Annotated in this window: 16 protein-coding genes; 10 read left to right on the plus strand and 6 right to left on the minus strand. The window is 58.5% G+C overall.

Features of this window, described 5'->3' with window-relative positions; translation table 11 throughout:
• Window positions 1–31 precede the first annotated feature (31 nt).
• Window positions 32–2,536 (minus strand): TonB-dependent siderophore receptor, encoded by a 2,505-nt coding sequence (locus KDX37_RS10455; RefSeq protein WP_231652619.1) that lies wholly within the window; start codon window positions 2,534–2,536, stop codon window positions 32–34.
• Between the two features lie 249 nt (window positions 2,537–2,785).
• Here KDX37_RS10455 and KDX37_RS10460 point away from each other — a divergent pair, with 249 nt between their 5' ends.
• On the plus strand, window positions 2,786–3,214 hold the full coding sequence (locus KDX37_RS10460) for an HPF/RaiA family ribosome-associated protein (protein ID WP_231652620.1): 429 nt from the start codon (window positions 2,786–2,788) through the stop codon (window positions 3,212–3,214).
• A 100-nt stretch (window positions 3,215–3,314) separates the two neighbouring features.
• Here the strand turns inward: KDX37_RS10460 and KDX37_RS10465 are convergent, their stop codons facing one another.
• On the minus strand, window positions 3,315–4,277 hold the full coding sequence (locus tag KDX37_RS10465; RefSeq protein ID WP_231652621.1) for a FecR family protein: 963 nt from the start codon (window positions 4,275–4,277) through the stop codon (window positions 3,315–3,317).
• Window positions 4,274–4,819 carry a sigma-70 family RNA polymerase sigma factor gene (locus tag KDX37_RS10470; RefSeq protein ID WP_231652622.1) on the minus strand — a complete coding sequence of 182 codons (546 nt, stop codon included), beginning with the start codon at window positions 4,817–4,819 and terminating at the stop codon, window positions 4,274–4,276. Before KDX37_RS10470 ends, KDX37_RS10465 begins: the two co-directional genes overlap by 4 nt.
• A gap of 164 nt (window positions 4,820–4,983) precedes the next feature.
• Between KDX37_RS10470 and KDX37_RS10475 the strand changes: the two genes are divergently transcribed.
• Both KDX37_RS10475 and KDX37_RS10480 read left to right on the plus strand, forming a co-directional pair.
• The gene (locus KDX37_RS10475; RefSeq protein ID WP_231652623.1) at window positions 4,984–5,316 is read left to right on the plus strand and encodes a DUF3509 domain-containing protein; all 333 of its coding nucleotides are present in this window, start codon (window positions 4,984–4,986) and stop codon (window positions 5,314–5,316) included.
• Window positions 5,317–5,629: 313 nt separating this feature from the next.
• Window positions 5,630–5,959 (plus strand): YXWGXW repeat-containing protein, encoded by a 330-nt coding sequence (locus tag KDX37_RS10480; protein WP_231652624.1) that lies wholly within the window; start codon window positions 5,630–5,632, stop codon window positions 5,957–5,959.
• 63 nt (window positions 5,960–6,022) lie between these two features.
• Here KDX37_RS10480 and KDX37_RS10485 read toward each other — a convergent pair whose 3' ends face one another.
• Window positions 6,023–6,511, minus strand: a complete 489-nt coding sequence (locus KDX37_RS10485; protein ID WP_231652625.1) for a phosphate-starvation-inducible protein PsiE — start codon at window positions 6,509–6,511, stop codon at window positions 6,023–6,025.
• A gap of 404 nt (window positions 6,512–6,915) precedes the next feature.
• Between KDX37_RS10485 and KDX37_RS10490 the strand changes: the two genes are divergently transcribed.
• From KDX37_RS10490 to KDX37_RS10515, 6 genes are all read left to right on the plus strand, one after another.
• Complete coding sequence (locus tag KDX37_RS10490; protein WP_231652626.1) at window positions 6,916–7,182, plus strand: YebG family protein; 267 nt, start codon at window positions 6,916–6,918, stop codon at window positions 7,180–7,182.
• A gap of 703 nt (window positions 7,183–7,885) precedes the next feature.
• Window positions 7,886–9,127 carry a non-hydrolyzing UDP-N-acetylglucosamine 2-epimerase gene (gene wecB / locus KDX37_RS10495; protein WP_231652627.1) on the plus strand — a complete coding sequence of 414 codons (1,242 nt, stop codon included), beginning with the start codon at window positions 7,886–7,888 and terminating at the stop codon, window positions 9,125–9,127.
• A 166-nt stretch (window positions 9,128–9,293) separates the two neighbouring features.
• Window positions 9,294–11,510, plus strand: a complete 2,217-nt coding sequence (locus KDX37_RS10500; protein ID WP_231652628.1) for a cellulose biosynthesis cyclic di-GMP-binding regulatory protein BcsB — start codon at window positions 9,294–9,296, stop codon at window positions 11,508–11,510.
• A gap of 12 nt (window positions 11,511–11,522) precedes the next feature.
• Window positions 11,523–13,643 carry a glycosyl transferase family protein gene (locus KDX37_RS10505; protein WP_231652629.1) on the plus strand — a complete coding sequence of 707 codons (2,121 nt, stop codon included), beginning with the start codon at window positions 11,523–11,525 and terminating at the stop codon, window positions 13,641–13,643.
• Window positions 13,640–15,604, plus strand: a complete 1,965-nt coding sequence (locus tag KDX37_RS10510; protein ID WP_231652630.1) for a bacteriophage N4 adsorption protein A — start codon at window positions 13,640–13,642, stop codon at window positions 15,602–15,604. The genes KDX37_RS10505 and KDX37_RS10510 overlap by 4 nt, the downstream gene beginning before the upstream one ends.
• 94 nt (window positions 15,605–15,698) lie before the next feature.
• Window positions 15,699–16,514 carry an alpha-amylase family protein gene (locus KDX37_RS10515; RefSeq protein WP_231652646.1) on the plus strand — a complete coding sequence of 272 codons (816 nt, stop codon included), beginning with the start codon at window positions 15,699–15,701 and terminating at the stop codon, window positions 16,512–16,514.
• On the opposite strand, the gene KDX37_RS10520 is transcribed toward KDX37_RS10515, so the two are convergent.
• Window positions 16,472–17,533: a Glu/Leu/Phe/Val dehydrogenase family protein gene (locus KDX37_RS10520; protein ID WP_231652631.1), complete on the minus strand. Its 1,062-nt coding sequence runs from the start codon at window positions 17,531–17,533 to the stop codon at window positions 16,472–16,474. The two genes, KDX37_RS10515 and KDX37_RS10520, sit on opposite strands and share 43 nt — an antisense overlap.
• Window positions 17,534–17,697: 164 nt before the next feature.
• Here KDX37_RS10520 and KDX37_RS10525 point away from each other — a divergent pair, with 164 nt between their 5' ends.
• Complete coding sequence (locus tag KDX37_RS10525; RefSeq protein ID WP_231652632.1) at window positions 17,698–18,501, plus strand: SirB1 family protein; 804 nt, start codon at window positions 17,698–17,700, stop codon at window positions 18,499–18,501.
• Between the two features lie 207 nt (window positions 18,502–18,708).
• Here the strand turns inward: KDX37_RS10525 and KDX37_RS10530 are convergent.
• A partial coding sequence (locus tag KDX37_RS10530; protein WP_231652633.1) for an RHS repeat-associated core domain-containing protein occupies window positions 18,709–19,573 on the minus strand: 865 nt, incomplete at its 5' end.

Raw genomic sequence — 19,573 nt, forward strand, 5'->3', positions numbered from 1 at the left:
TTCGAAGCGCCTGGAACGTGGGCCGGAATATTTACCAACGATACGTTGCGCTGGCTTGCACGGTGCGCTGTGAGCCATACCAGCACCATGTGTAGTAGTAGCACGACGCGACGTATTCCTTGTTGGCCAGGTTGGTCACATTAAGCGCCAGACGCAGATTGTCCATCGTGCTGTTAATGTTGGGGATGTCGTAGTGCACCGCCGCATCAAACAGTGTGTAACCCGGCACCTTCAGGGTATTGGCTTCGTCACCCCACGACGAGCCGATGTACCGCGCACCGCCGCCTACACCTACGCCCTCCAGTCGCCCTTCACGAAAGGTGTAATCCACCCAGGCCGAGGCAGTATGGCGTGGCACTGCAACCGAGGTCGTGCCTTCGGCCGGTATGTTCGGACCATTGGGCACGCCCGCCACTCCCGGCATCATGCTGACCGTACTGTTGGACTTGGTGACACGGTTATCCAGGTACGCGTAGGCCGCGGTGATATCCAGGTTGTCGTTCAGACTTGCCTTGCCCTCCAGCTCGAAGCCACGCGATTGCACCTCACCGGTCTGCACGTTGCAGCGCACCCCGTTGCACAGATGGCTGGCGTCAGGGTCCAGTGTCAGTACGTTGCTGCGGCGCAAGTCGAAGATCGCTGCGGTGATGAAACTGTTGCTGCCTGGCGGTTGATACTTGATGCCCAGTTCGTATTGCTTGCCCTCGGTCGGCTCGAAAAACGACCCGCCAAAACCGGTTCCGGATTGTGGCTCGAACGACTCGGCATAACTGATATACGGCGCAAGACCGTTATCGAACAGATACACCAGACCGAAGCGTCCGGTGAACGCTTCCGAATCCTGAGAGGTTCGAGTCTTCGTCCCACGTTGCAGATTGCGTGCACTGTTGGCGGTATCAGCCCAATCGTAGCGGCCGCCCATCAACAACACCCACTTGTCCCACTTCATCTGCTCTTGCAGGTACACCCCTTTCTGCTGGTTACGCTGCGTCGACTGGTTGGTGTACGCCGGGACCGCCACGCTGGCGCCGTATACCGGGTCGAACAGGTCCAGCGAAGGCCCGGCGCCGTTGGCGGATTTGGTGTCGGTGCTGGTGTTCTGATAATCGGCTCCGAACAGCAGCGTGTGCTGCAAAGGACCAGTATCGAATTTACCCTGCAACTGGTTATCCAGCGTGTAGGAATCCAGATTCACGTCAGTGGCGATGGTGTAACGGCTGATGGTGCGATAGTCCGCCGCCAGCCCGCCGCTGCCGTTGTAGATGCTGCGATACAAACCTTCGCTGCGCATGTAGCGAGCGTTCTGGCGAACGGTCCAGGTGTCATCAAGGTGATGTTCGAACAGGTAACCCAGCGCGTGATAATTGCGACCGCTCTTCTCGAAGTCCTTCTCGCCGTCGTAAAAATCGACGTCGATGTCGCGTCCGGTGGGGCTGTCCAGCAAAGAGCCGAACGCAGGGATCGATCCATAGGACGCGCCTTTGGGGTCACGCTGATAGTTGGCCAACAGCGTCAGCGACGTGTCGTCATTCGGGCGCCAGGTGAACGCGGACGCCAACGATTGGCGACGGGTTTCAGTGTGCTCGATCTGGCCATCGCCATCGTCGTACAAACCGGAAATACGATAGGAGAAAACGCCCTGATCATCCACCGGGCCGCCAAAATCGAAGGTGGTGCGTTTTTTATTGAAGGTCCCGTAAGTCACGCCGATTTCGTGAAACGGCACCTCGGTGGACAGCTTGCTGACCATGTTCACTACACCGCTGGGGCTGGCCTGGCCATACAGCACCGACGCAGGACCACGAAGCACTTCGACGCGCTCCAGGTCGAACGAATCCTTTTGCGGCGCCGCATCCCGACTGCCCGGCATGCGTAGCCCGTCCAGATAGAGCGCCGGAGAAAAGCCCCGCACCGTCAGCATGTCCAGACGCGAGGCAGTCGAGCCGCGTGTTTCGGGCACAACGGCGGCGGTGTAACGCAGAATCTGGGTCAGGCTCTGAGCGCCCTGCGCCTGCATCTGGTCCTTGGTGACCACCGAAATCGACTGCGGGGTTTCAATCAGTGCGGTATCGGTCTTGGTCGCCGACAGGCCGCGCGTGGCAACATAGCCGTCCACCGGCCCTCTGGCGGTCTCAGCGCGGTAGGCCCCGTCAATGGTCGTGGCCTGCAATTCGAGCGAGCCGTCGGCCGCAGCCGGCGCTGGCTCGATCCGATAGCGACCGCTCGATACCGCCACAGCGCGCAAACCACTGCTGGCCAACAGGCGGGCAATGCCCTCATCCGTACCGTACTGGCCTTGCAGGCCGTCACTGCGCTTGCCTCGGGTCAGCGCCGGATCGAAGGCCAGTACCAGACTGGCCTGCTCCGCAAACTGGTTCAGTGCCTGGCTCAGATCGCCCGCCGGGATGGAAAAGCTTCGCGCCGCCTGGGTACTTCCCTCCGGCAAAGACGGGTCGGCAGCGTGCAGGGGCAGTGCCGCACACACCATCAAGGCGGCAAGAGCCACAGGTGGCAACGAACTGGCGGGACGGGACATGACAGATCCTTTGTGTAAGTGAGGTTTCCTTACCCATGACGCACGGCGCATAAAAACAGACAGTGAATGAGATAGATTTACATTCAAAACATCCACACAATATTTTTTACCGCGAAATATTTCTTCCATATTGGGGTTGAATTGTTGGACCAATGACGCCAACACTGTGAATGAGCGCAAGCGAAACCGCATTCCAACCGGAAGCGCACATTCCAGCCTCACACGAGCAAGCCCTAATAAGGATTAACTATGCAAATCCAGGTCAATAGCGATAATCACATCGAAAGCAGTATCCGACTGGAGGAGTGGGTTCGTACCACCGTTGAAAGCACGCTCGAACACTACGATGAATACCTGACTCGCGTGGAAGTCCATATCCGCGATGAAAACGGCGACAAGCCCGGCCCGCACGACATCAAGTGCCAGATGGAAGCCCGGCCAAAAGGTCACCAACCCATTTCTGTTTCCCACAAGGCCGATACGGTAGATCAGGCTGTGGATGGCGCGGCTGTAAAACTCGACCATGCCCTTGAGCATCTGTTTGGCAAGCTGCGCGGCAAACGTGGCGCAGCACCGATCATCGTCGAGGAGGATGAAGATTCGGTCAGCCCTGATGCGTTGCTCGAAGAAGAGTTTCTGGAAAAAGAGCAGGAGAAAGAAGCCGCTCGTCTGGTGTGATGCCGGACTTTTCAAAAGTTTCTACAGCCGTTTGACCAACGAGGGGCGAGCCTGCAAAGGCTCGCCCTTTTTTGTGAGCGCTTTCTTGCCGATGCCCCTGTCAGGGTGTGGACGGTTTTATCACTACCAGCAGATCGGTGAACCGCTCGACCTTGATCGGCAGGTTGTCAGCCAGCGTCGCCAGTGCTGTATCCGTGTCGTCCAGCCGGAAAACGCCTGACACACGCATGCCCTGCAACTCATCCGCATCGAAACGCAGCAGCCCAGGGCGGTAGTCGTTCAGCACACGCAGCACTTCACTCAACGGACGGTCATCGACCTTGAGCAGCCCCCGTGTCCAGGCAGCGGGATCATCGTTGCCCAACGCATGTGGCGTCTGCACAACACCATCCTTGAGTAACGCCTGCTGACCGGTAGCGACCTTCACCACGTTCGCAGTATTGGCCTGGGCGGCAATGGCTGACTCCAATACGCTGACTGTCGTGCCTTCAGGGTCACGGCGGACCAGGAAGCGCGTACCCAGCGCGGTAATCGTGCCCTGATCGGTGCGCACCACGAACGGCCGCTGCACATCTTTGGCCACCTCAACCCACAACTCGCCCTGCAACAGCTCGACGATCCGTTGCCGCCCATCGAATTTAACATCCAGGGCGGAGCGTGAATTGAGCTGAACCTGACTGCCATCTGCAAGCAGAAACTGCTGCCGCTCCCCTACATCGGTGTGGTGATCTGCCATCCATACCGGCACGTGCTCAACCCCTGCCCAACCGCATGCAAGAACGCCAATCAGGGCAATCGCCTGTACGCTTCTTGCCAACGGTTTTGACCCCGCAGGTGCGAACGATTGACGCAGCGCGACCCGTGCTGGAGTGTCGGACAATCCGTCAAAACTGCCCCACAACGATTGCATGCGAGACACCGCCAACTCGTGTGCCGGGTCTGCCTGGAGCCACATCTCAAACGCCTCACGATCGTCTGCGCTGACCGGTTCGTCATGCAGCAAAGCCAGCCAGGACGCCGCTTCGGTGATCATCTGCTCAGTCGGCTCGTGCTCGGTGCTCACGAAAAATGGCCCGAACCGTGCAGTGTCTTGTAGCAATGAACCATGACGCTGGCCATGTACTGTTTGACCATGCTGGAGGACACACCCAAGTGAGTGGCGATCTCGTTGTACGTCAATCCATCAAGACGGTGGAGCAAAAAAGCCTGCCTTGGTTTCTCCGGGAGGCCCTCAAGCAATTGAGCGATCCGCTCCAGAATCTGCAGCGCCGCGTGTATGGCTTCCGGGCTCGGAATACCCGCTTCGTCAGCGTGCAATGCCAGCGCATCAAGGTAGGCACGTTCTATCTTGCGACGACGGGCACCATCGATCAGCAGACGCGTGGCGGTCGTCGCCAGAAACGCGCGCGGCTCCTTGAGGTTCAGGGGCTCGCTGAGGGTCAGAATCCGGACGAAAGCGTCCTGTGCAATATCCGCCGCCCGGTGCGAACAACCGAGCTTTTTTCGCAGCCAGTTCTGCAACCACGAATGGTGGTCGCTATAGAGCTCTGTCATTTGCCGATTACGACACACGAGGTCGTGATCAACGGCGGAAATATTACCCATGCGTCAACGCTTCTCAAACACGAAAAATTATCATTAACGCGAAAGATGACAGCAAAACCCAGCAGCGGCAAGCACCTGAACACCTCAACCGCTGATCAGTCGTTGAGAACCAAAGGGACTAATACCCGGTCAACTTATGCAGAACCATTGAGCAGGTAAATGATATGGACAATCCTTTTCAGATGATCACGGACACTTTTCACCCGGAATACCGGGTGAATCTGAGTATTCAAGGACTGGACGGCAGCATCATGTTGACGCTCTCCAACGAGCGCGGCGTGGTCGCCAAACGTCTGATCAGTGCTGCTCAACGCAACGACCCTGAACGCTTGCGCCGCCTGATCGAGAGCGTGCAATTCGGTATTGCCATCGAATGCGGTGACAGCGCGATCAAGATTCTGGCTGCCATGACCGACAGCGCGACGCTCAAGCCGACGCCTGCGCCTTCCAACGGCCCGTGGGCAAGAAACCAGGCCGCTCTGGCTGCCCGTATCTGATCAGAAGGCACTGCTGAATGGTGCCTTTTTGCCGCAAGCCTTGAGGCGCTTGTTTCAAGGCCCGCCCCCGCCGTCTCGTCACATCATATAGTGGCCACGCCCTGTCCAGTGCGTGGCCCATCTGCGTCGTCCTAATCAAACCATCAATGGCCCATCGGCCAGCGACACCGTGCGCCTCAGGTTTGCAGCCTGAGTACTGGCGCAGGTTCAGCCTTCGTACAGACATGAGCTGTTACAACAATAATGCGCAACAACATCCGAGTAGCCGGGTATCGCCCGTCTCTCCACCTGCGGATACTTCCGAGGAGGCAACATGTTCTTACGTTATGGGGCACTGATCGTCTTGCTTGCAATAGCGTCCGGCTGTGTCGAAGAACGCATCGTTCATGAGCGGCCGCGTGTGCATCACGAGTACGTAGAAGTTGTCGCACCGCAAGCACCACCCGAGCGGATCATAGAAGTGGAGCCCACGCCTCGTCCCGGCTATGTATGGGCGCGCGGCTACTGGCACTGGAACGGTGATCGATACGTACCGGTTCACGGTCACTGGGAAACAGAACGTCCGGGTTACCGCTATGTACATCCGCATTGGGAAAGCGCGGGTGATGGCTGGCACTGGCATGCCGGGGTCTGGGTCAACTGACCTGTCGCGCGCAACTGCCCTGCCGGCGCCGGATGGGGCCGGCAGGACGCGCTTTCAGATCCGTCAGATCTCGCCTTTCTCCTCGATCACCGCACCTTTGATCGCGCTGGACGAATCGGGAATCTTCGCTGACGGGTATTTATAAGACGCGTAGCGCACCACCAGGATTGCAAACGCCAACAGCAGAATCCCGCCGCACAGGTAGATGATGCCGATGTCTGGCGGGTTGTGATGGGACACGTCCGATATCAGCAAGCGGGTCAGCGCAGTGATCGCGACGTAAATCAGAAACCGGACCGGCATGTGATTGGTTTTGAAATAGATCCCGGTCATCGCACCCAGCTCGAGGTAGATAAACAGCAGCAGGATGTCATCGACCGTGACGTTGCCTTTTTCAACCATTCCCAGAAAAGCGACTACAGACGCCCAGGCCGTGATGGCGCCAATCGCGAACAGCGCGAGGAAGTGAAAGCTCTCGACGCAGAGATTGCCCAGCGATTCGGCCTGCGAATGCACCCGCTGACGCATCTTTTCTGCCCACTTGTTTCCCATGACTCTCTACCCCTGAACCTTCATTTATGCCAACCGGATGATTCCGGGTACGTGTGACGCGCTGTGTGGCCTGCTTTTTAAAGCAGGAACAGGGCCATAGGCTATGGTTGAGAGCGCGACGGGTTGTCGCAAGGCACATTTGCCAGGCAAAAAAGATGGTTCAAGGCCACTATCCGGCAGGGACTTGATCGACCCCTGCATTTAACTGTATAAAGATACAGCAATCGGCGCTTTCGCTCTCGGATCACGAGGCGGAGGATGAGCGTCGATGGGGCACCGCAACAGCCAAGGCTGGCGCGCTGGCCCGGCAAGTCACTGCTTTAGCATTACCCGCTGATCAGGGCATCACGCACTGAGCGTCCGGGTCTAGCCCTTTCAACACTGGATATGACGACGAGGCCAAAATGGCTGTTGAAACCCTTTACCGCAGTACCCGCGATCTGGAGACTACTTTCGTGGACCGTAAACTCGCCGATGCGCACGACCAAATGCTTGAGCTGGCTGAGCTCCTGACAGACGTTCTGATCAAGAACGTACCTGGCATTTCAGAAAAGCATGCGGAAGACGCGAGCATCTACATGGCGAAGAATCGGGCAGTGTTCGCCGCAGCCTTCAAGAACAATGCGACGGCACTCAATGAATTGTCAGACGCGGCACCCGCTGAAAGCTGAGCTGCACGCTGACTGGTTGCAATCCCAAGGCCCCCTCGTATGACGGGGCCTTTATTTCACCAATCTTTCACTCTTTTTTCTTTCCTACGCTCTAAACTTCGTATTGGAAGTTCCAGTTCCGAGCAGATCATTTGCTGTTGATTGTTTTGAACACCGTCACACTTTCATTGTCGCCCGGTGTTCCGAGCCCTTTCCCTTTCCAATAAACCCCGCCGTCATTAAATCAGCGTCAGTTTGATGTTATGCCTGTTTTGCGCCTGTCATTATTCAGGCGCCATGTTTTTTACGCCTATATTAATCGCCAGATATTAGCACTTTGCCACCATCTAAAAATACGCTATCCCGACGCTTTTAAAACAATAAAAACTTCGGTAGTATGCCCTGAAACCCCCGAAAAAACTGGGCAAAACCCACCAAGCAGAAACAAAAAACCTCTAACTGACCGTCATTAAATATTAAAGTTCCTCTAACTTGCCTCACTGCAAAATAGTTGTTAAAAAGTTTTGCATTATTAAACTCGTATGTTAATAATCTGCGCAATTCCGGGTAACAAGGCATAGCGCCACCTCACACTGAAGTGAACATCGAGTCGTAATACTTCGATCTTTTCCGCCCGAAAAACCAATAACCTGCCTTTGCGTGAGCTGTCACAAGCCCATGCAATCGGCTGTGCGGCGCTTGATATGAGCGCGGGAGGAAATCGATGGCCAGTCAGCAACCTCGAACCAAAGTTCTTTCAATTTTCGGCACTCGCCCGGAGGCCATCAAGATGGCTCCTCTGGTCAGAGCGCTGGCCGAAGAGCCGGGTATCGATTCGAGAATCTGCATCACCGGCCAACATCAGAGCATGCTGCAGCAGGTGCTGGACATGTTCGAGCTGAAGGCCGATTACAGCCTCGACGTGATGCGCCCCGAGCAGACGCTGAACTCCCTGACCGCAGCGCTTTACGCGGCCATCGATCCGATTCTCGACGAGCTGAAACCGGACAGAGTGCTGGTTCACGGCGACACCACATCTGCAATGGTCGCGGCGATGTCGGCATTTCACCGCCGCATCCCGATTGGTCACGTCGAGGCGGGCCTGCGTACCGGCGACATTCGCCAGCCGTGGCCGGAAGAAATGAACCGTCGATGCATCGATCTGATTTCTGATCACCTGTTCACGCCCACGGCCGAATCGCGTCGTAACGTGCTCGGCGAACGCCTTCAGGGCGTGTCATTCGTGACGGGTAATACGGTGATCGACGCACTGCAAATGACCGCGCAGCGCATCGACTCCAACCGCCAGCTTCGCCATGCACTGGATCGTCAGTTCGCTTTTCTGAATCCTGACATCAAGATGCTGCTGGTCACCGGGCATCGCCGTGAAAACTTCGGTGACGGTTTCCTGAAAATCTGCAAGGCGCTGCGCACCCTGGCTGAGCGCAGCGACGTGCAAATCGTCTATCCGGTGCACTTGAATCCCAACGTACTGGGGCCGGTGACGGAGCACTTGGGCGATCTGCCTAACGTGCACTTGATCAAACCGCTGGATTACCTGTCGTTCGTGCGCCTCATGCAGCGTGCACACGTGATTCTGACTGACTCCGGTGGCGTACAGGAAGAAGCGCCTTCGCTGGGTAAACCGGTGCTGGTCATGCGCGACGTGACCGAGCGTCCGGAAGCCGTGGCTGCCGGAACCGTTCGTCTGGTCGGCACCGAGCCGGATGCCATCGTCAGCGGCGTCAATGCCTTGTTTGATGACGAACAGTTGTGGCAAACCTCGGCGCATGCCGCCAACCCGTACGGCGACGGCAAGGCCAGCACCCGGATTGTGGATGCGCTGATGGGCCGTCCAGTGGATGAGTTCGTCGCCGAGTTGCCGCGTCGTCGCCCAGACCTGATTGCGCCTCAACCTGACGTGCAATCACAACCCCCAGCCCGGTATCGCGCCATGGCGCTTTAGCGCAAGCCTGTAGTCGCAACACCTGAACACCGTAAACAACCTGCAGGGCAACGCCCGTGACGCTTTCGCGCATTCAGCCCAGGCTGAGTGCCAGCGAAGCCGTTTACGTCGTGCAGCGCTTTGCATCAAGACCCAATGGCCTTGAGCCCTTACCGAGATTTGCCCAATGAAGTCTTCCGTTACCGTGAACACGGGCGCGTTGAACGCCCTTGCCTGCGGGATGAGCCTGCTGGCTCTGCTGCCCACCTTTGCACTGGCGGCCGAAAGCCCCCTGACTCAGGCCATCAACCGGATCACCACCGACAGCCGTCAAGAGCGCGTGATCGAACTGCGTGAGTTGGGTATCGATCGTCCGATCATTCTCAATGCCACCGACGCGCGCCGCGAGCTGTACCTGCCGGTGCCGGCCAACGTTGCACTGACCGACGCCACCTTGAACTTCGACGCCAGTTACCTGAACGGCGAAGCAGGCCGTAACACCCTGCTGCTGTCGCTTGACGGTTACCCGGTCAGGGCAATGGGCCTCAACGAAGAACAGGGCAATGCCAGCGCGACACTCGGTGTCGACAAGGCTGCACGGGAAAGCGGCTCAGTCCGGCTGGGTATCGCTTGGTCGTCGGTGATTTCCAAAGTGCTTTGCGAAGATCAGCGTGCCATTGGCAATGTGTTGCGCATCGATCCTCATACGCGCCTGACGTATCGCTACGACGCCAGTCAGTTGCAGGACGTCGGTGCGGCCTGGAACGCCTTGCCCGGCAAACCAGGTCTGCTGGTTGCACCGGGCACTCTGTCCAGCGGCAGTTATGACGCGGCATGGCGTCTGGGCGTTGCGCTGGAGCGCATCGGTAAACAGGTTCGCATCCTGCCGTTCCCTGCGTTGCAGGACAGCGTCGATCTGAGTGATCTGCGCATACCCGCCGAGCTCAGACAGATTCCGGCGTTCGCCAGTCTCGACGGCAAAGGCCCGCACACCCTGAGTGATCAGGCAGAAATCGGCGCCCTGCTGATGCTCGGCCAGGCACCGGCAGTACAGGCGGACCTGGCAATCAACGACCCAGCGCTGCTCAAGGCAATCAATGACTCGCTGGATGCACTGCAGGCACAGGTTCAAGGACTGGACCCTGCCGCAGCCAGCGCACTTGGCCAATGGCGCGAACGTCATGTGAATCAGGCTCTCGCGAAAAGTGCTGACGGTGACGTCAGTCTGGCGATGCTTGGCAATCGCGCGCTGCTGATGATCAAGCCCGAATCGTCGGTCAAGGCGATCGGCCTGTTCAGTTCGGCCTGGAACAAGCTGGCACGCAACCGTCAGTTGACCATCGGTGAAGAAACCGCAATGCCGCTCAGCGAGGACGGCCGCGTCGCGCTGACCCGCTTGGGCGGTAAGCCCGGCACTGTGGATGTGCTGGCCAAAACCGATTGGAGCGCATCGTTCCCGCTGGGCAGCGTTGCCTACGATGGCCGCGTTCCTGTAACCGCAATCATTGATGTCGCCGCAGCGCCTGGTGCGTCGGGCACACCGCCGGTCGCCACGCTGTTTCTCAATGACTACCTGATCGGCGCGATGCAACTGTCCGCCAATGGTCAGAAAGAACGCATCGAAGCGCGCATTCCACGCTATGCGCTGGCTGCACAGAACACGTTGCGCGTGTCGTTCCAGCGTCAACCGGTCAGTAATCAGTGCCTGGAAACACCGCAGGCCTTCCCGATTTCGGTATTGCCGACCAGCCATGTGGTGCTGGACAAAACAACGCCGGACAGCGATTTCTCGGGCATGGCTGCGCGCTTTGCGGCCGAAACTCAAGTGATGGTCCCGAAAACCTATCTCGACCGCCCGGCCAGCACCCTGCCCAATGTCATCCATATCGCCAGCGCTGCGGGCGTTTCGCCGCTGCGTGCCAATCTCGCGGTCAGCACTGATGCAAGCGTGGCCGTGACACCCGACAAGGCCTTTCTGGCGTTCGAACTGCCGATCAAGGACGGGACTGAGTCGGTCAAGGTCGACAACAACGGGCGCCTGCTGATCAACCATAAAGAACAGACGCTACTCGACCTCAAAACGCTCAATCACCTCGCCTCGCTGCAAGTTATCGAAGCCGGCAGCCAACACGGCATGATCTATCGCACCCTTGGCGGTCAGGCACCTGTGTTCGAGCGTCCGGTCCTGCTGGAACGCGGCAATGCCACATTGCTGGCTGAAAGTGGCTCGCTGGTGACCTTCGACAGCAAGGACCCGACCGGCAGCCAGATGATCGAAGACGAAGAAAGCACCGGTATTGATGCCTGGCGCAAACCGTCGTTGCTGTGGCTGATCCCGGGCGGCATCGTACTGTTCCTGCTGCTGTTGCTGGCTGGCCGTCGCGCCCGTCGCAATCGCTCATAAAGGGACGCCTCGATGACGTCGCTTTATTGGCCCTACTGGCTGGCTCACTATTACAGCGCGCTGGAAATCGCGACCATCGTGGTTGCCGTGATCATTCTGGTGTCGAGCATCGACGACCTGATCATCGACCTGTGGTACTGGGCACGACGCCTGTATCGCAAGTTCACCGCCGAACGCCGCTACCGGCCTTTGACTGCCGAGCAGTTGATGGCCCGCGACGAACAGCCGCTGGCGATCATGGTTCCGGCGTGGCTGGAATACGACGTCATCGCGCCGATGATCGAGAACATGGTCTCGACGCTCGATTACCAGAACTACGTGGTATTCGTCGGCACTTACATCAACGATCAGCGCACCATCGATGAAGTGGAGCGCATGCGCCGTCGCTACAAGCAGTTGCACCGCGTGGAGGTGCCGCACGACGGGCCGACCTGCAAGGCCGACTGTTTGAACTGGGTCATCCAGGCGATCTTTCTGTACGAGAAGACGCACGATGTGCAGTTCGCTGGGACCATCCTGCACGACAGCGAAGACGTACTGCACCCCCTGGAGCTGCGGCTGTTCAACTACCTGCTGCCGCGCAAGGACATGATCCAGTTGCCGGTCGTGTCGCTTGAGCGCAACTGGTACGAATGGGTCGCTGGCACCTACATGGATGAATTTGCCGAATGGCACGGCAAGGATCTGGTGGTGCGTGAAAGCATGACCGACACCGTGCCGTCTGCGGGCGTCGGCACCTGTTTTTCGCGTTGGGCACTGATGGTGCTGGCTGACGAAAACCAGAATCAGCCGTTCAACACCGAGAGCCTGACCGAAGATTACGACGTGGGCGCACGACTGGCGAAATACGGTATGCAGGCGATCTTCGTTCGCTTCCCGGTGCAGTTTCGCGTGTTGCGCAAATCCTGGTTTCGCAAGCCATATGAGTCGATGCTGGAAATGCCGCTGTGTGTGCGCGAGTTCTTTCCGGACACCTTCCGCACCGCCTTCAGGCAAAAAGCGCGCTGGACACTGGGCATCGGCCTGCAAGGCTGGGAGCAGATGGGCTGGAGCGGCTCGCTTGCCAACCGTTACTTGCTGTTCCGGGATCGCAAAGGTGTGGTGACATCGTTTGTCAGCATCATCGCCTACCTGATTCTGGTGCAGTTGGTGGCGTTGATCGTGCTGCGCGCCAGCGGCCTGTGGAACACCAGTTTCCCGACCCCGTTCGAAACCCACGGACTGACTCAATACCTGCTGGTAGCCAACGGCGTAGCACTGCTGTGGCGCATGGCTCACCGTTTCTATTTCACCACTGTGTTGTATGGCTGGCAGCACGGCTTGCTGTCGTTGCCGCGCATGGTCGTGGGCAACTTCGTCAACTTCATGGCAGCAGCACGCGCATGGCGGATGTTTTTGATTGGCAAGCTGCTCAACCGCAAGCTGGCCTGGGACAAGACCATGCACGACTTCCCGTCCACGGACCTGGTTGCCATCGCGCCACGTCGACTGGGCAGTGTGTTGTTGTCGTGGCAGGCGATCACTGACGAGAGACTTCAGAGCGCACTGGCCGAACAACAGACCCGGCAGTTGCCACTGGGCAGAATCCTGCTCAGCCACGGCTGGCTCGACGATGAAACCCTGGCCGAAGCCATTGCCTTCCAGAACGACTTGCCGCGGGTGTTCGACATCGCCAGCAAGCGCCCTGCCCATTCGACACTGGATGATGAGTTCTGCCTGCGCTGGCGGCTGGTGCCGCTGAACCCGGATGACCAGGGCCGAGCAATCATCGCTGTGGCCAGCCCGCTTCCGGACGAAGGCTTGCAGCAGATCACCGAACAGCTTGGCTCGGAACCGGTGCAGTTGATTGCACGGGAAAGCGACATCGTTGCCCAGTTGCGCCAACTCAAAGTAGTCGATGGCCAACCGTTGTCTGCCACCACACCGTTGCTGGGTGATCTGCTGATTGAACAAGGTCTGCTGGACCGTGAAGTGTTTCGCAAGGCGATGCTTGGTTACCGCCCCCAGGTGCACGGCCGAATCGGCGATTACCTGGTCGATATCGGCGTCCTGCCCAGAGAGACCATCGAGCAGGCCGTGGCGCGTCAGCACAACCATTATCGATCTGACGTCCAGACGGAGCAGCCATCATGAAGCGTCCGTTCATCCTCTCGCTTATCGCGACCGGCTTGAGTTTTTCGTCGTCGTTCAGCCAGGCAGAAATCCTGCCACTGCCGTTGACGGGACCTGCGTTTTCAATCGCCAACGACGCCTACGCCGCTTACAACCGCAAGGACTACGACCTTGCTATCGCCAAGGCGCAAGAAGCGCTGCGTCAACGCGCAGATGCCGACCAGTTGCGCAAGCTGATTACCTTGGCCGAGCGCGACAAGGACCGCCGCGATCACCCGCAGCGTTACCCGAAAGCGCGACCAAAGCCAGGCTATGTGGAAGGCAACCTTGCCTTGAGAGCTTATGCCGATCGCGACTACAACCGCTCGGCCAACCACGCACGCAAAGCGATTGCCCAGGCACCGGACAGCCTTGATTACCGCATGATGCTGATCGAAGCGTTGCAGCGTCAGCAACGTCTGGATGAAGCGCAAGCGGCAATCAACGATGCAGTGCAGGCGCTGGGGCCGCAACCGGCATTGACCCGCCGAATGCAGGGCATTCAGGAGCAAATGGCGGTGAACACCGCAGCCAGAGGCTATGACGCGCTGGCACGCGGCGACAGCGAAACAGCGGTGACTGAAGCCCGCGAAGCGGTGCGCAGTTTTCCGAAAGAAATGGCTTATCGAAAACTGCTGGTCAGTGCGTTGATTGCCCAGCAGCAATACGCCGAAGCCCGCTCTGCGGCGACCGAAGCGCTGGCGCTCAATGGCAACGATGCCACCCTGCTCGCCCAGCGCGGGCAGGTGCGGCAGCGCCTGGGTGATCAGACCGGTGCCCGTCAGGACTTTGCTCAGGCATTGGCAGTCGGCAATTTGCCAATGCGCGAACAGGCGTCACTGTATGCCGCCATGGGCCAGCCGGATCAGGCGTTGCAACGCCTGCAGAAGGCACGCGATGCAGGCGAGTTGCAGCCCGGCGATGAAGTACAGATTGCGTATTTCCTCAGCCAGGCGGGCGACGACCGCGGTGCGCTGGAAACCTTCAAACGCGTCGACCGACAGACGGGCCTCAAGCCACAGGACCTTCAGAATGCGGCCTACAGTGCGATGCGCACGCCGGACGATGCGCAGGCCATTGCCTACTTCAAGCCAGTACTCGATTACCAGCGGGCAGGCGATCTTCAGATGCCCGATCAGCAAGTCTTCGACACACGACGCGCCGTATCGGACCTGTCACGTGAATGGGGCGTGACCAACACCACGACCTATCGTGGAGCAAGCACGTCCAGTGGTCTGAACGGCGCACCGAGCAGTAACAGCGACAGCGTGCAGAACAGTACAGAAGTGTTCTGGCGCCCGTCCGGGTATCGCAACGCACGCTTCGTCGAGCTTTACGGACGCGTCACCGACACCCTGTGGAGCAAGGAAAACAGCGCGGATACTGGCCTGGATGCGTTGCAGGCAGCGCTGGGCGTCAGGGTCAAACCGTTCAGCAGCGTCAACGTGATCGGCGCGTTCGAACGCACTTTCCCGATCGGCAAATCCAGCGCCGACGGCGACTGGCTGGTACGTCTGGGCTATGGTTCCAGTATCGGTACGGACTTGCGGGTCGATGTGCCGAGCTGGTGGACATCGCAGTTGTACGCCGAAGGCGGTCGCTATTTGCAGGACAAGCGAAACTACTTCAATAGCGAATGGCAGATCGGGCGCAGCTTCCGCCTGGACCGTGTCAGCCCCAGGCTGGTGGTGTTTCCGCATGTGGTCGCCGCAGCAGACTATGACTCGAAGATGCGCAGCGAAGTCGACGCGCTGGGCCGCAGCAAAACATCGTCCGGCAATGCGGGTGGGGTGGGCGTAGGTGCCGGAGTACGCTACTGGTTCCGTGAGGACACTCACAAGGCGTCGCAGTCGTATGTCGATTTCTCGGTGCAGTACCGGGAAAAAGTGTTTGGTGATGATCGCGCAGAAGGCGTGTTCGCTCGCATGACGTTCTCGTGGTAGAGAGGTTGGCACTTGGCCGATCAGGGAGAGAGGCTTGAGTGTTTTGACCGCGCGGTGGCGCAATGGCAGGCTGGCCAGAGCAGCGCTGGCGACCATGTTGGTCGGCGCGTTGAGCCTCGCCACTGCCGGTCTGTATCAACAGATGCAGCCCAAGGTGCCAGGAATCGTGGGTATCGTCTGGCAGCCGGACAACGCCACGGTTGGCATTCGCGGCGACTGGCAACGGCTGGGTGCGCGGGAGCTGCTGGTGCAGTGGACGGCCGTGGATGATCAGGCCTTCATACCGGGTACGAAGCTGCACACTGTGCCCGTCCTGCCCGATTGGGCGCGCATTGGCAAAGAACCTTGGGCGCAGGACGTGATTCTCGGCCTGGCCGGATATTTCAGCGAAAACCGCTCGCGTGACAACATCGAGCAATTGGCCACGCTGTCGGCGCAACTGGCCAAGGTCAAGACACCGCTCAATGTCACCGGCTGGTATTTCCCTGCCGAAGTGGACCCCAGTTGGAGCCGCGCCAAAGAACTGCCGGCGCTGCTGGCAAAATTGCCAAGACCGCTGTGGATCAGCGTCTACGACAATGCCAACATTGGGCCTGCCGCCACAGCCGACTGGCTGAAGACCTGGTTGCCGGATGACATCGGCGTGTTCTTTCAGGACGGGGTTGGCGTCTACGCTCGTACGGCACCAGTGGCTCGTACTTACGCCGATGCCCTGCGTGACCGGCTGGGCAGCAACCGTGTGAAAATCATCGTCGAAGCGTTCCGCCCGCAAGTCGGTGGCGGTTTTCGCTCAGCGACCGCCGCCGAGCTGAAACCCCAGCTTGCTGCGTATGACGGATACCCGCTTTACCTGTTTGACGGCCCGCATTACGTCACCCCCGAGTTAGTGAACGCGCTGACGAAACCTTGATCAGCGTCCAGCAGGCGCTCGGCAAGCGTATCAGCGACGCGCGCGGGCGAGCGCTTTTGCGCCTGGGCGCAGGCGTAGACTTCAGTCAGTCTTACGCCGATGCGTGAAAGCTGAGCATTGATTGTGGCCGAATCCTCGCCCTGATGCCCGAGCGCCAACTGGATAAGCCCACCGGAATTGATCACATAATCCGGCGCATACAGAATGCCCCGCGCTTCGAGCTGATCGGCCACCTGAAGACTGCTCAGTTGATTGTTGGCCCCGCCCGCAACAGCTGCACACCGCAGTTGAGCAACGCTGCTGGTATTCAAAACCTGCCCATGGCCGCAGGGTGCGAGTATGTCGCACGGCGTGCTCATCAAGGCTTCGCACGCGATCGGGTGGGCGTTGAAGCGTTCGACCGCCAATTGCACCTTGTCGCTGTCCAGATCGCTGACCAACAGTTCGGCGCCTGCCGCATGCAGTTGCTCGGCCAGTGGGTAACCGACGTGCCCAAGACCCTGGATCGCAACCCGCAGACCTTCCAGGTTGTCGCTGCCCAGACGCGCCATGGCAGTGGCACGAATGCCAGTGAAGATCCCGAGCGCCGTACTGAACGATGGATCACCCTGCTGTGTGGTACTGGTCACATGCCGGGTATACCGAGCGATGCAGTCCATGTCGGCACTGCAGGTTCCGCAATCCACTGCCGTGATATAGCGCCCCTCAAGGCTTTCGACACATCGCGCAAAGGATTCGAACAACGCGGCACGATCGGGCACGAGGGCGGACCGCATGATGACGGCTTTGGCACCGCCCAGAGCAAGCCCCGCCAGCGCAGATTTGTAACTCATCTGTCTCGCCAGCAGGACAGCGTCCTCTATCGCACTATCTTCGTCCGAGTACGTCAGGTAGCGACACCCGCCCAGCGCGGGGCCCTTTCGGCTGCTGTGAATGACAATCACCGCTTTCAGACCGACATGCGGATCACAAAACACATGCAGTGACTCGGCACGCGACTGTTGCATGAGAGCGAACATGGATCGTGCCCTCCATTCTTCTGTCAGGCGAGTATAGGCGCTGGCCTGAAAAAACAGCCGACCGCTCAGACGGACACAAGCGGCACTGGACGAAATACATGCGCAGGGCTAAAAGGAGTCTTCACGCAAACGCTTTCACTGCCCCTGTTTGAGCGGAGTGGCCAATGACTCCACGTCAACATTGCCTGACCTGCCTGCAACACACGCCTGCGTCAGTGTTCGAAGCCGCGCTATGGGTTTCGGCGGAGCACGACCCGGATTTCCATCGTCGCGAAGTCATGAGCGAGATCGATCGGCTGCAACATCAGGTCGACTCGGCGTTACCGATTGTGCCCGCGCCGGAACTGGCCCAGCTGTTGTTGCGACAACTCAGCACGCTGGGCTTTCAACAGGATGACTGGAATCCTCCCCGAGCCGAATCAGCGCTGCTGCACAGAATCGTCGAGCGTCGCCGAGGCCAGCCGCTGGGCCTGGCGTTGATTGCGATGGAAATTGCGCGACGACTGGGTATTGTGATGGAGGGCGTCAACTTTCCAGGTCACTTTCTGCTGCGCGTGCCGGGAGCTGACCATCTGCTTGATCCCTGCGGTGGACGCAGGCTGTACCCCAAGGATTGTCGCGAGCTGCTGGTCCGTCAGTTCGGGCCAACCATGCATTTGCAGGCCGAACACATGAAGCGCGCCACGCCGGTGAACATGATGCAACGGCTGTCACGCAACCTACGGCACTTGCACACCATCAACGATGATCTTATTGCAGCACTCAAGGATGCCGACCGGATAGTCGAACTGGGCCAGGCCACCAGCGGCGATCACATGGCGCGCGCCAGCCTTTATCAGTCGCTGGAATGCCCTCAGGCCGAGCGGTTCGACCTTCAGCACGCGTTATTGCTGAGCGAAGACCCAATCCAGCGCTTGGAACTGACCGAGCGGCTGAGTCAGCTGCCGTCCCACCGTAGCGTGCATTGAGCCAACAATAACGTCGCACGACGCGCATCCATTATTACCTTCAGGGTAACGCTGCATCTCCAGCGAGGGGATGTTTCGCCCGCTGTAGGGACGCTAACCTTCGCGCCCTCCAATGGCGTGGGTTTGATAGCTCCTGAATCAACGTCAATTTAGCCGCTGCCCTGTGCAGCGGCTTTTTTTATGACAGTTGTTCACGTTTTGTCGGTGCTATCTGTTCAGCATTTGCGCCTTGTTTATGAACCGGATACGTGATGACAGTGAGCCCCCTTTACGGTGCAGATGGCGCCTTTCGGAAAATGTAATTGGTTCGTAAGCCTCAGCCGCGGCAGATACCGTTTTATAGCATTGTGCGAAGACCTGTTCAGAGGTCAGGTCTTGCCACTTCTTCCCTGAGACCGATGCTTTGTCACGACCGACATTCAGAAACCCCACAATGACTGATGCAGGTGCTGATCCACTATTGACCCAATCCAGGCCAAGCTTGGAAATTCGCCGAAATATCCAGTTGATCGGAGCAGTAGCCCTATCTCTTGCGTTCCCTTGCTTGGCTTGAATAAACCTGGCAGGGTCTTTTATCAGCCGATTCGTCGAGCCCTCTATGGCATCAGAGGACAGAACAAGATCCACATTCTTCTTCCAGAATTCGTTCACTTTGCCAATGCTGGTGTTCGGATTGATCTTTGTATTCAAGTCAAACGCGGCGGAGTGATCAGCCAGATAACGCGACCAGCTTTCCAGCATCGTCCGAGCATCCTCAGCGCTGCCCTTGAACGCAGGAGACGCCTTCTGCATGAATTCCGTCACGCCCTCTTCGACCACTTCCATGCCACTCTGGAGTTCATAAATGAGTCCAAAATGGTTACGTAGGGATGCGGGCTGAATACCCAGGCCATAATTAAGCAAATCGATTGTCGTGATGCTGCGCTCGGACAGCACATCCGGCCGTTTCATATACCTTACGCGGGCCCGGGAAAACCCATACAGCAACGTGACCTCCGGCTGCATCCCGTCAGGATCACTCAGGGTGCTCGGGTTGTTCCTGGCAAACCGATAGAGATTGAGACCATCGATT

This window comes from Pseudomonas californiensis, from assembly GCF_021147775.1.
GTDB classification, from domain to species: Bacteria; Pseudomonadota; Gammaproteobacteria; order Pseudomonadales; family Pseudomonadaceae; genus Aquipseudomonas; species Aquipseudomonas californiensis.

Coding starts and splice junctions, on each gene's coding strand:
- KDX37_RS10455 (WP_231652619.1), bottom strand. CDS start 2,536: ATGTCCCGTCCCGCCAGTTCGTTGCCACCTGTGGCTCTTGCCGCCTTG.
- KDX37_RS10485 (WP_231652625.1), bottom strand. CDS start 6,511: ATGGGAAACAAGTGGGCAGAAAAGATGCGTCAGCGGGTGCATTCGCAG.
- KDX37_RS10490 (WP_231652626.1), top strand. CDS start 6,916: ATGGCTGTTGAAACCCTTTACCGCAGTACCCGCGATCTGGAGACTACT.
- KDX37_RS10510 (WP_231652630.1), top strand. CDS start 13,640: ATGAAGCGTCCGTTCATCCTCTCGCTTATCGCGACCGGCTTGAGTTTT.
- KDX37_RS10480 (WP_231652624.1), top strand. CDS start 5,630: ATGTTCTTACGTTATGGGGCACTGATCGTCTTGCTTGCAATAGCGTCC.
- KDX37_RS10460 (WP_231652620.1), top strand. CDS start 2,786: ATGCAAATCCAGGTCAATAGCGATAATCACATCGAAAGCAGTATCCGA.
- KDX37_RS10500 (WP_231652628.1), top strand. CDS start 9,294: ATGAAGTCTTCCGTTACCGTGAACACGGGCGCGTTGAACGCCCTTGCC.
- KDX37_RS10515 (WP_231652646.1), top strand. CDS start 15,699: ATGTTGGTCGGCGCGTTGAGCCTCGCCACTGCCGGTCTGTATCAACAG.
- wecB (WP_231652627.1), top strand. CDS start 7,886: ATGGCCAGTCAGCAACCTCGAACCAAAGTTCTTTCAATTTTCGGCACT.
- KDX37_RS10505 (WP_231652629.1), top strand. CDS start 11,523: ATGACGTCGCTTTATTGGCCCTACTGGCTGGCTCACTATTACAGCGCG.
- KDX37_RS10470 (WP_231652622.1), bottom strand. CDS start 4,819: ATGGGTAATATTTCCGCCGTTGATCACGACCTCGTGTGTCGTAATCGG.
- KDX37_RS10520 (WP_231652631.1), bottom strand. CDS start 17,533: ATGTTCGCTCTCATGCAACAGTCGCGTGCCGAGTCACTGCATGTGTTT.
- KDX37_RS10475 (WP_231652623.1), top strand. CDS start 4,984: ATGGACAATCCTTTTCAGATGATCACGGACACTTTTCACCCGGAATAC.
- KDX37_RS10525 (WP_231652632.1), top strand. CDS start 17,698: ATGACTCCACGTCAACATTGCCTGACCTGCCTGCAACACACGCCTGCG.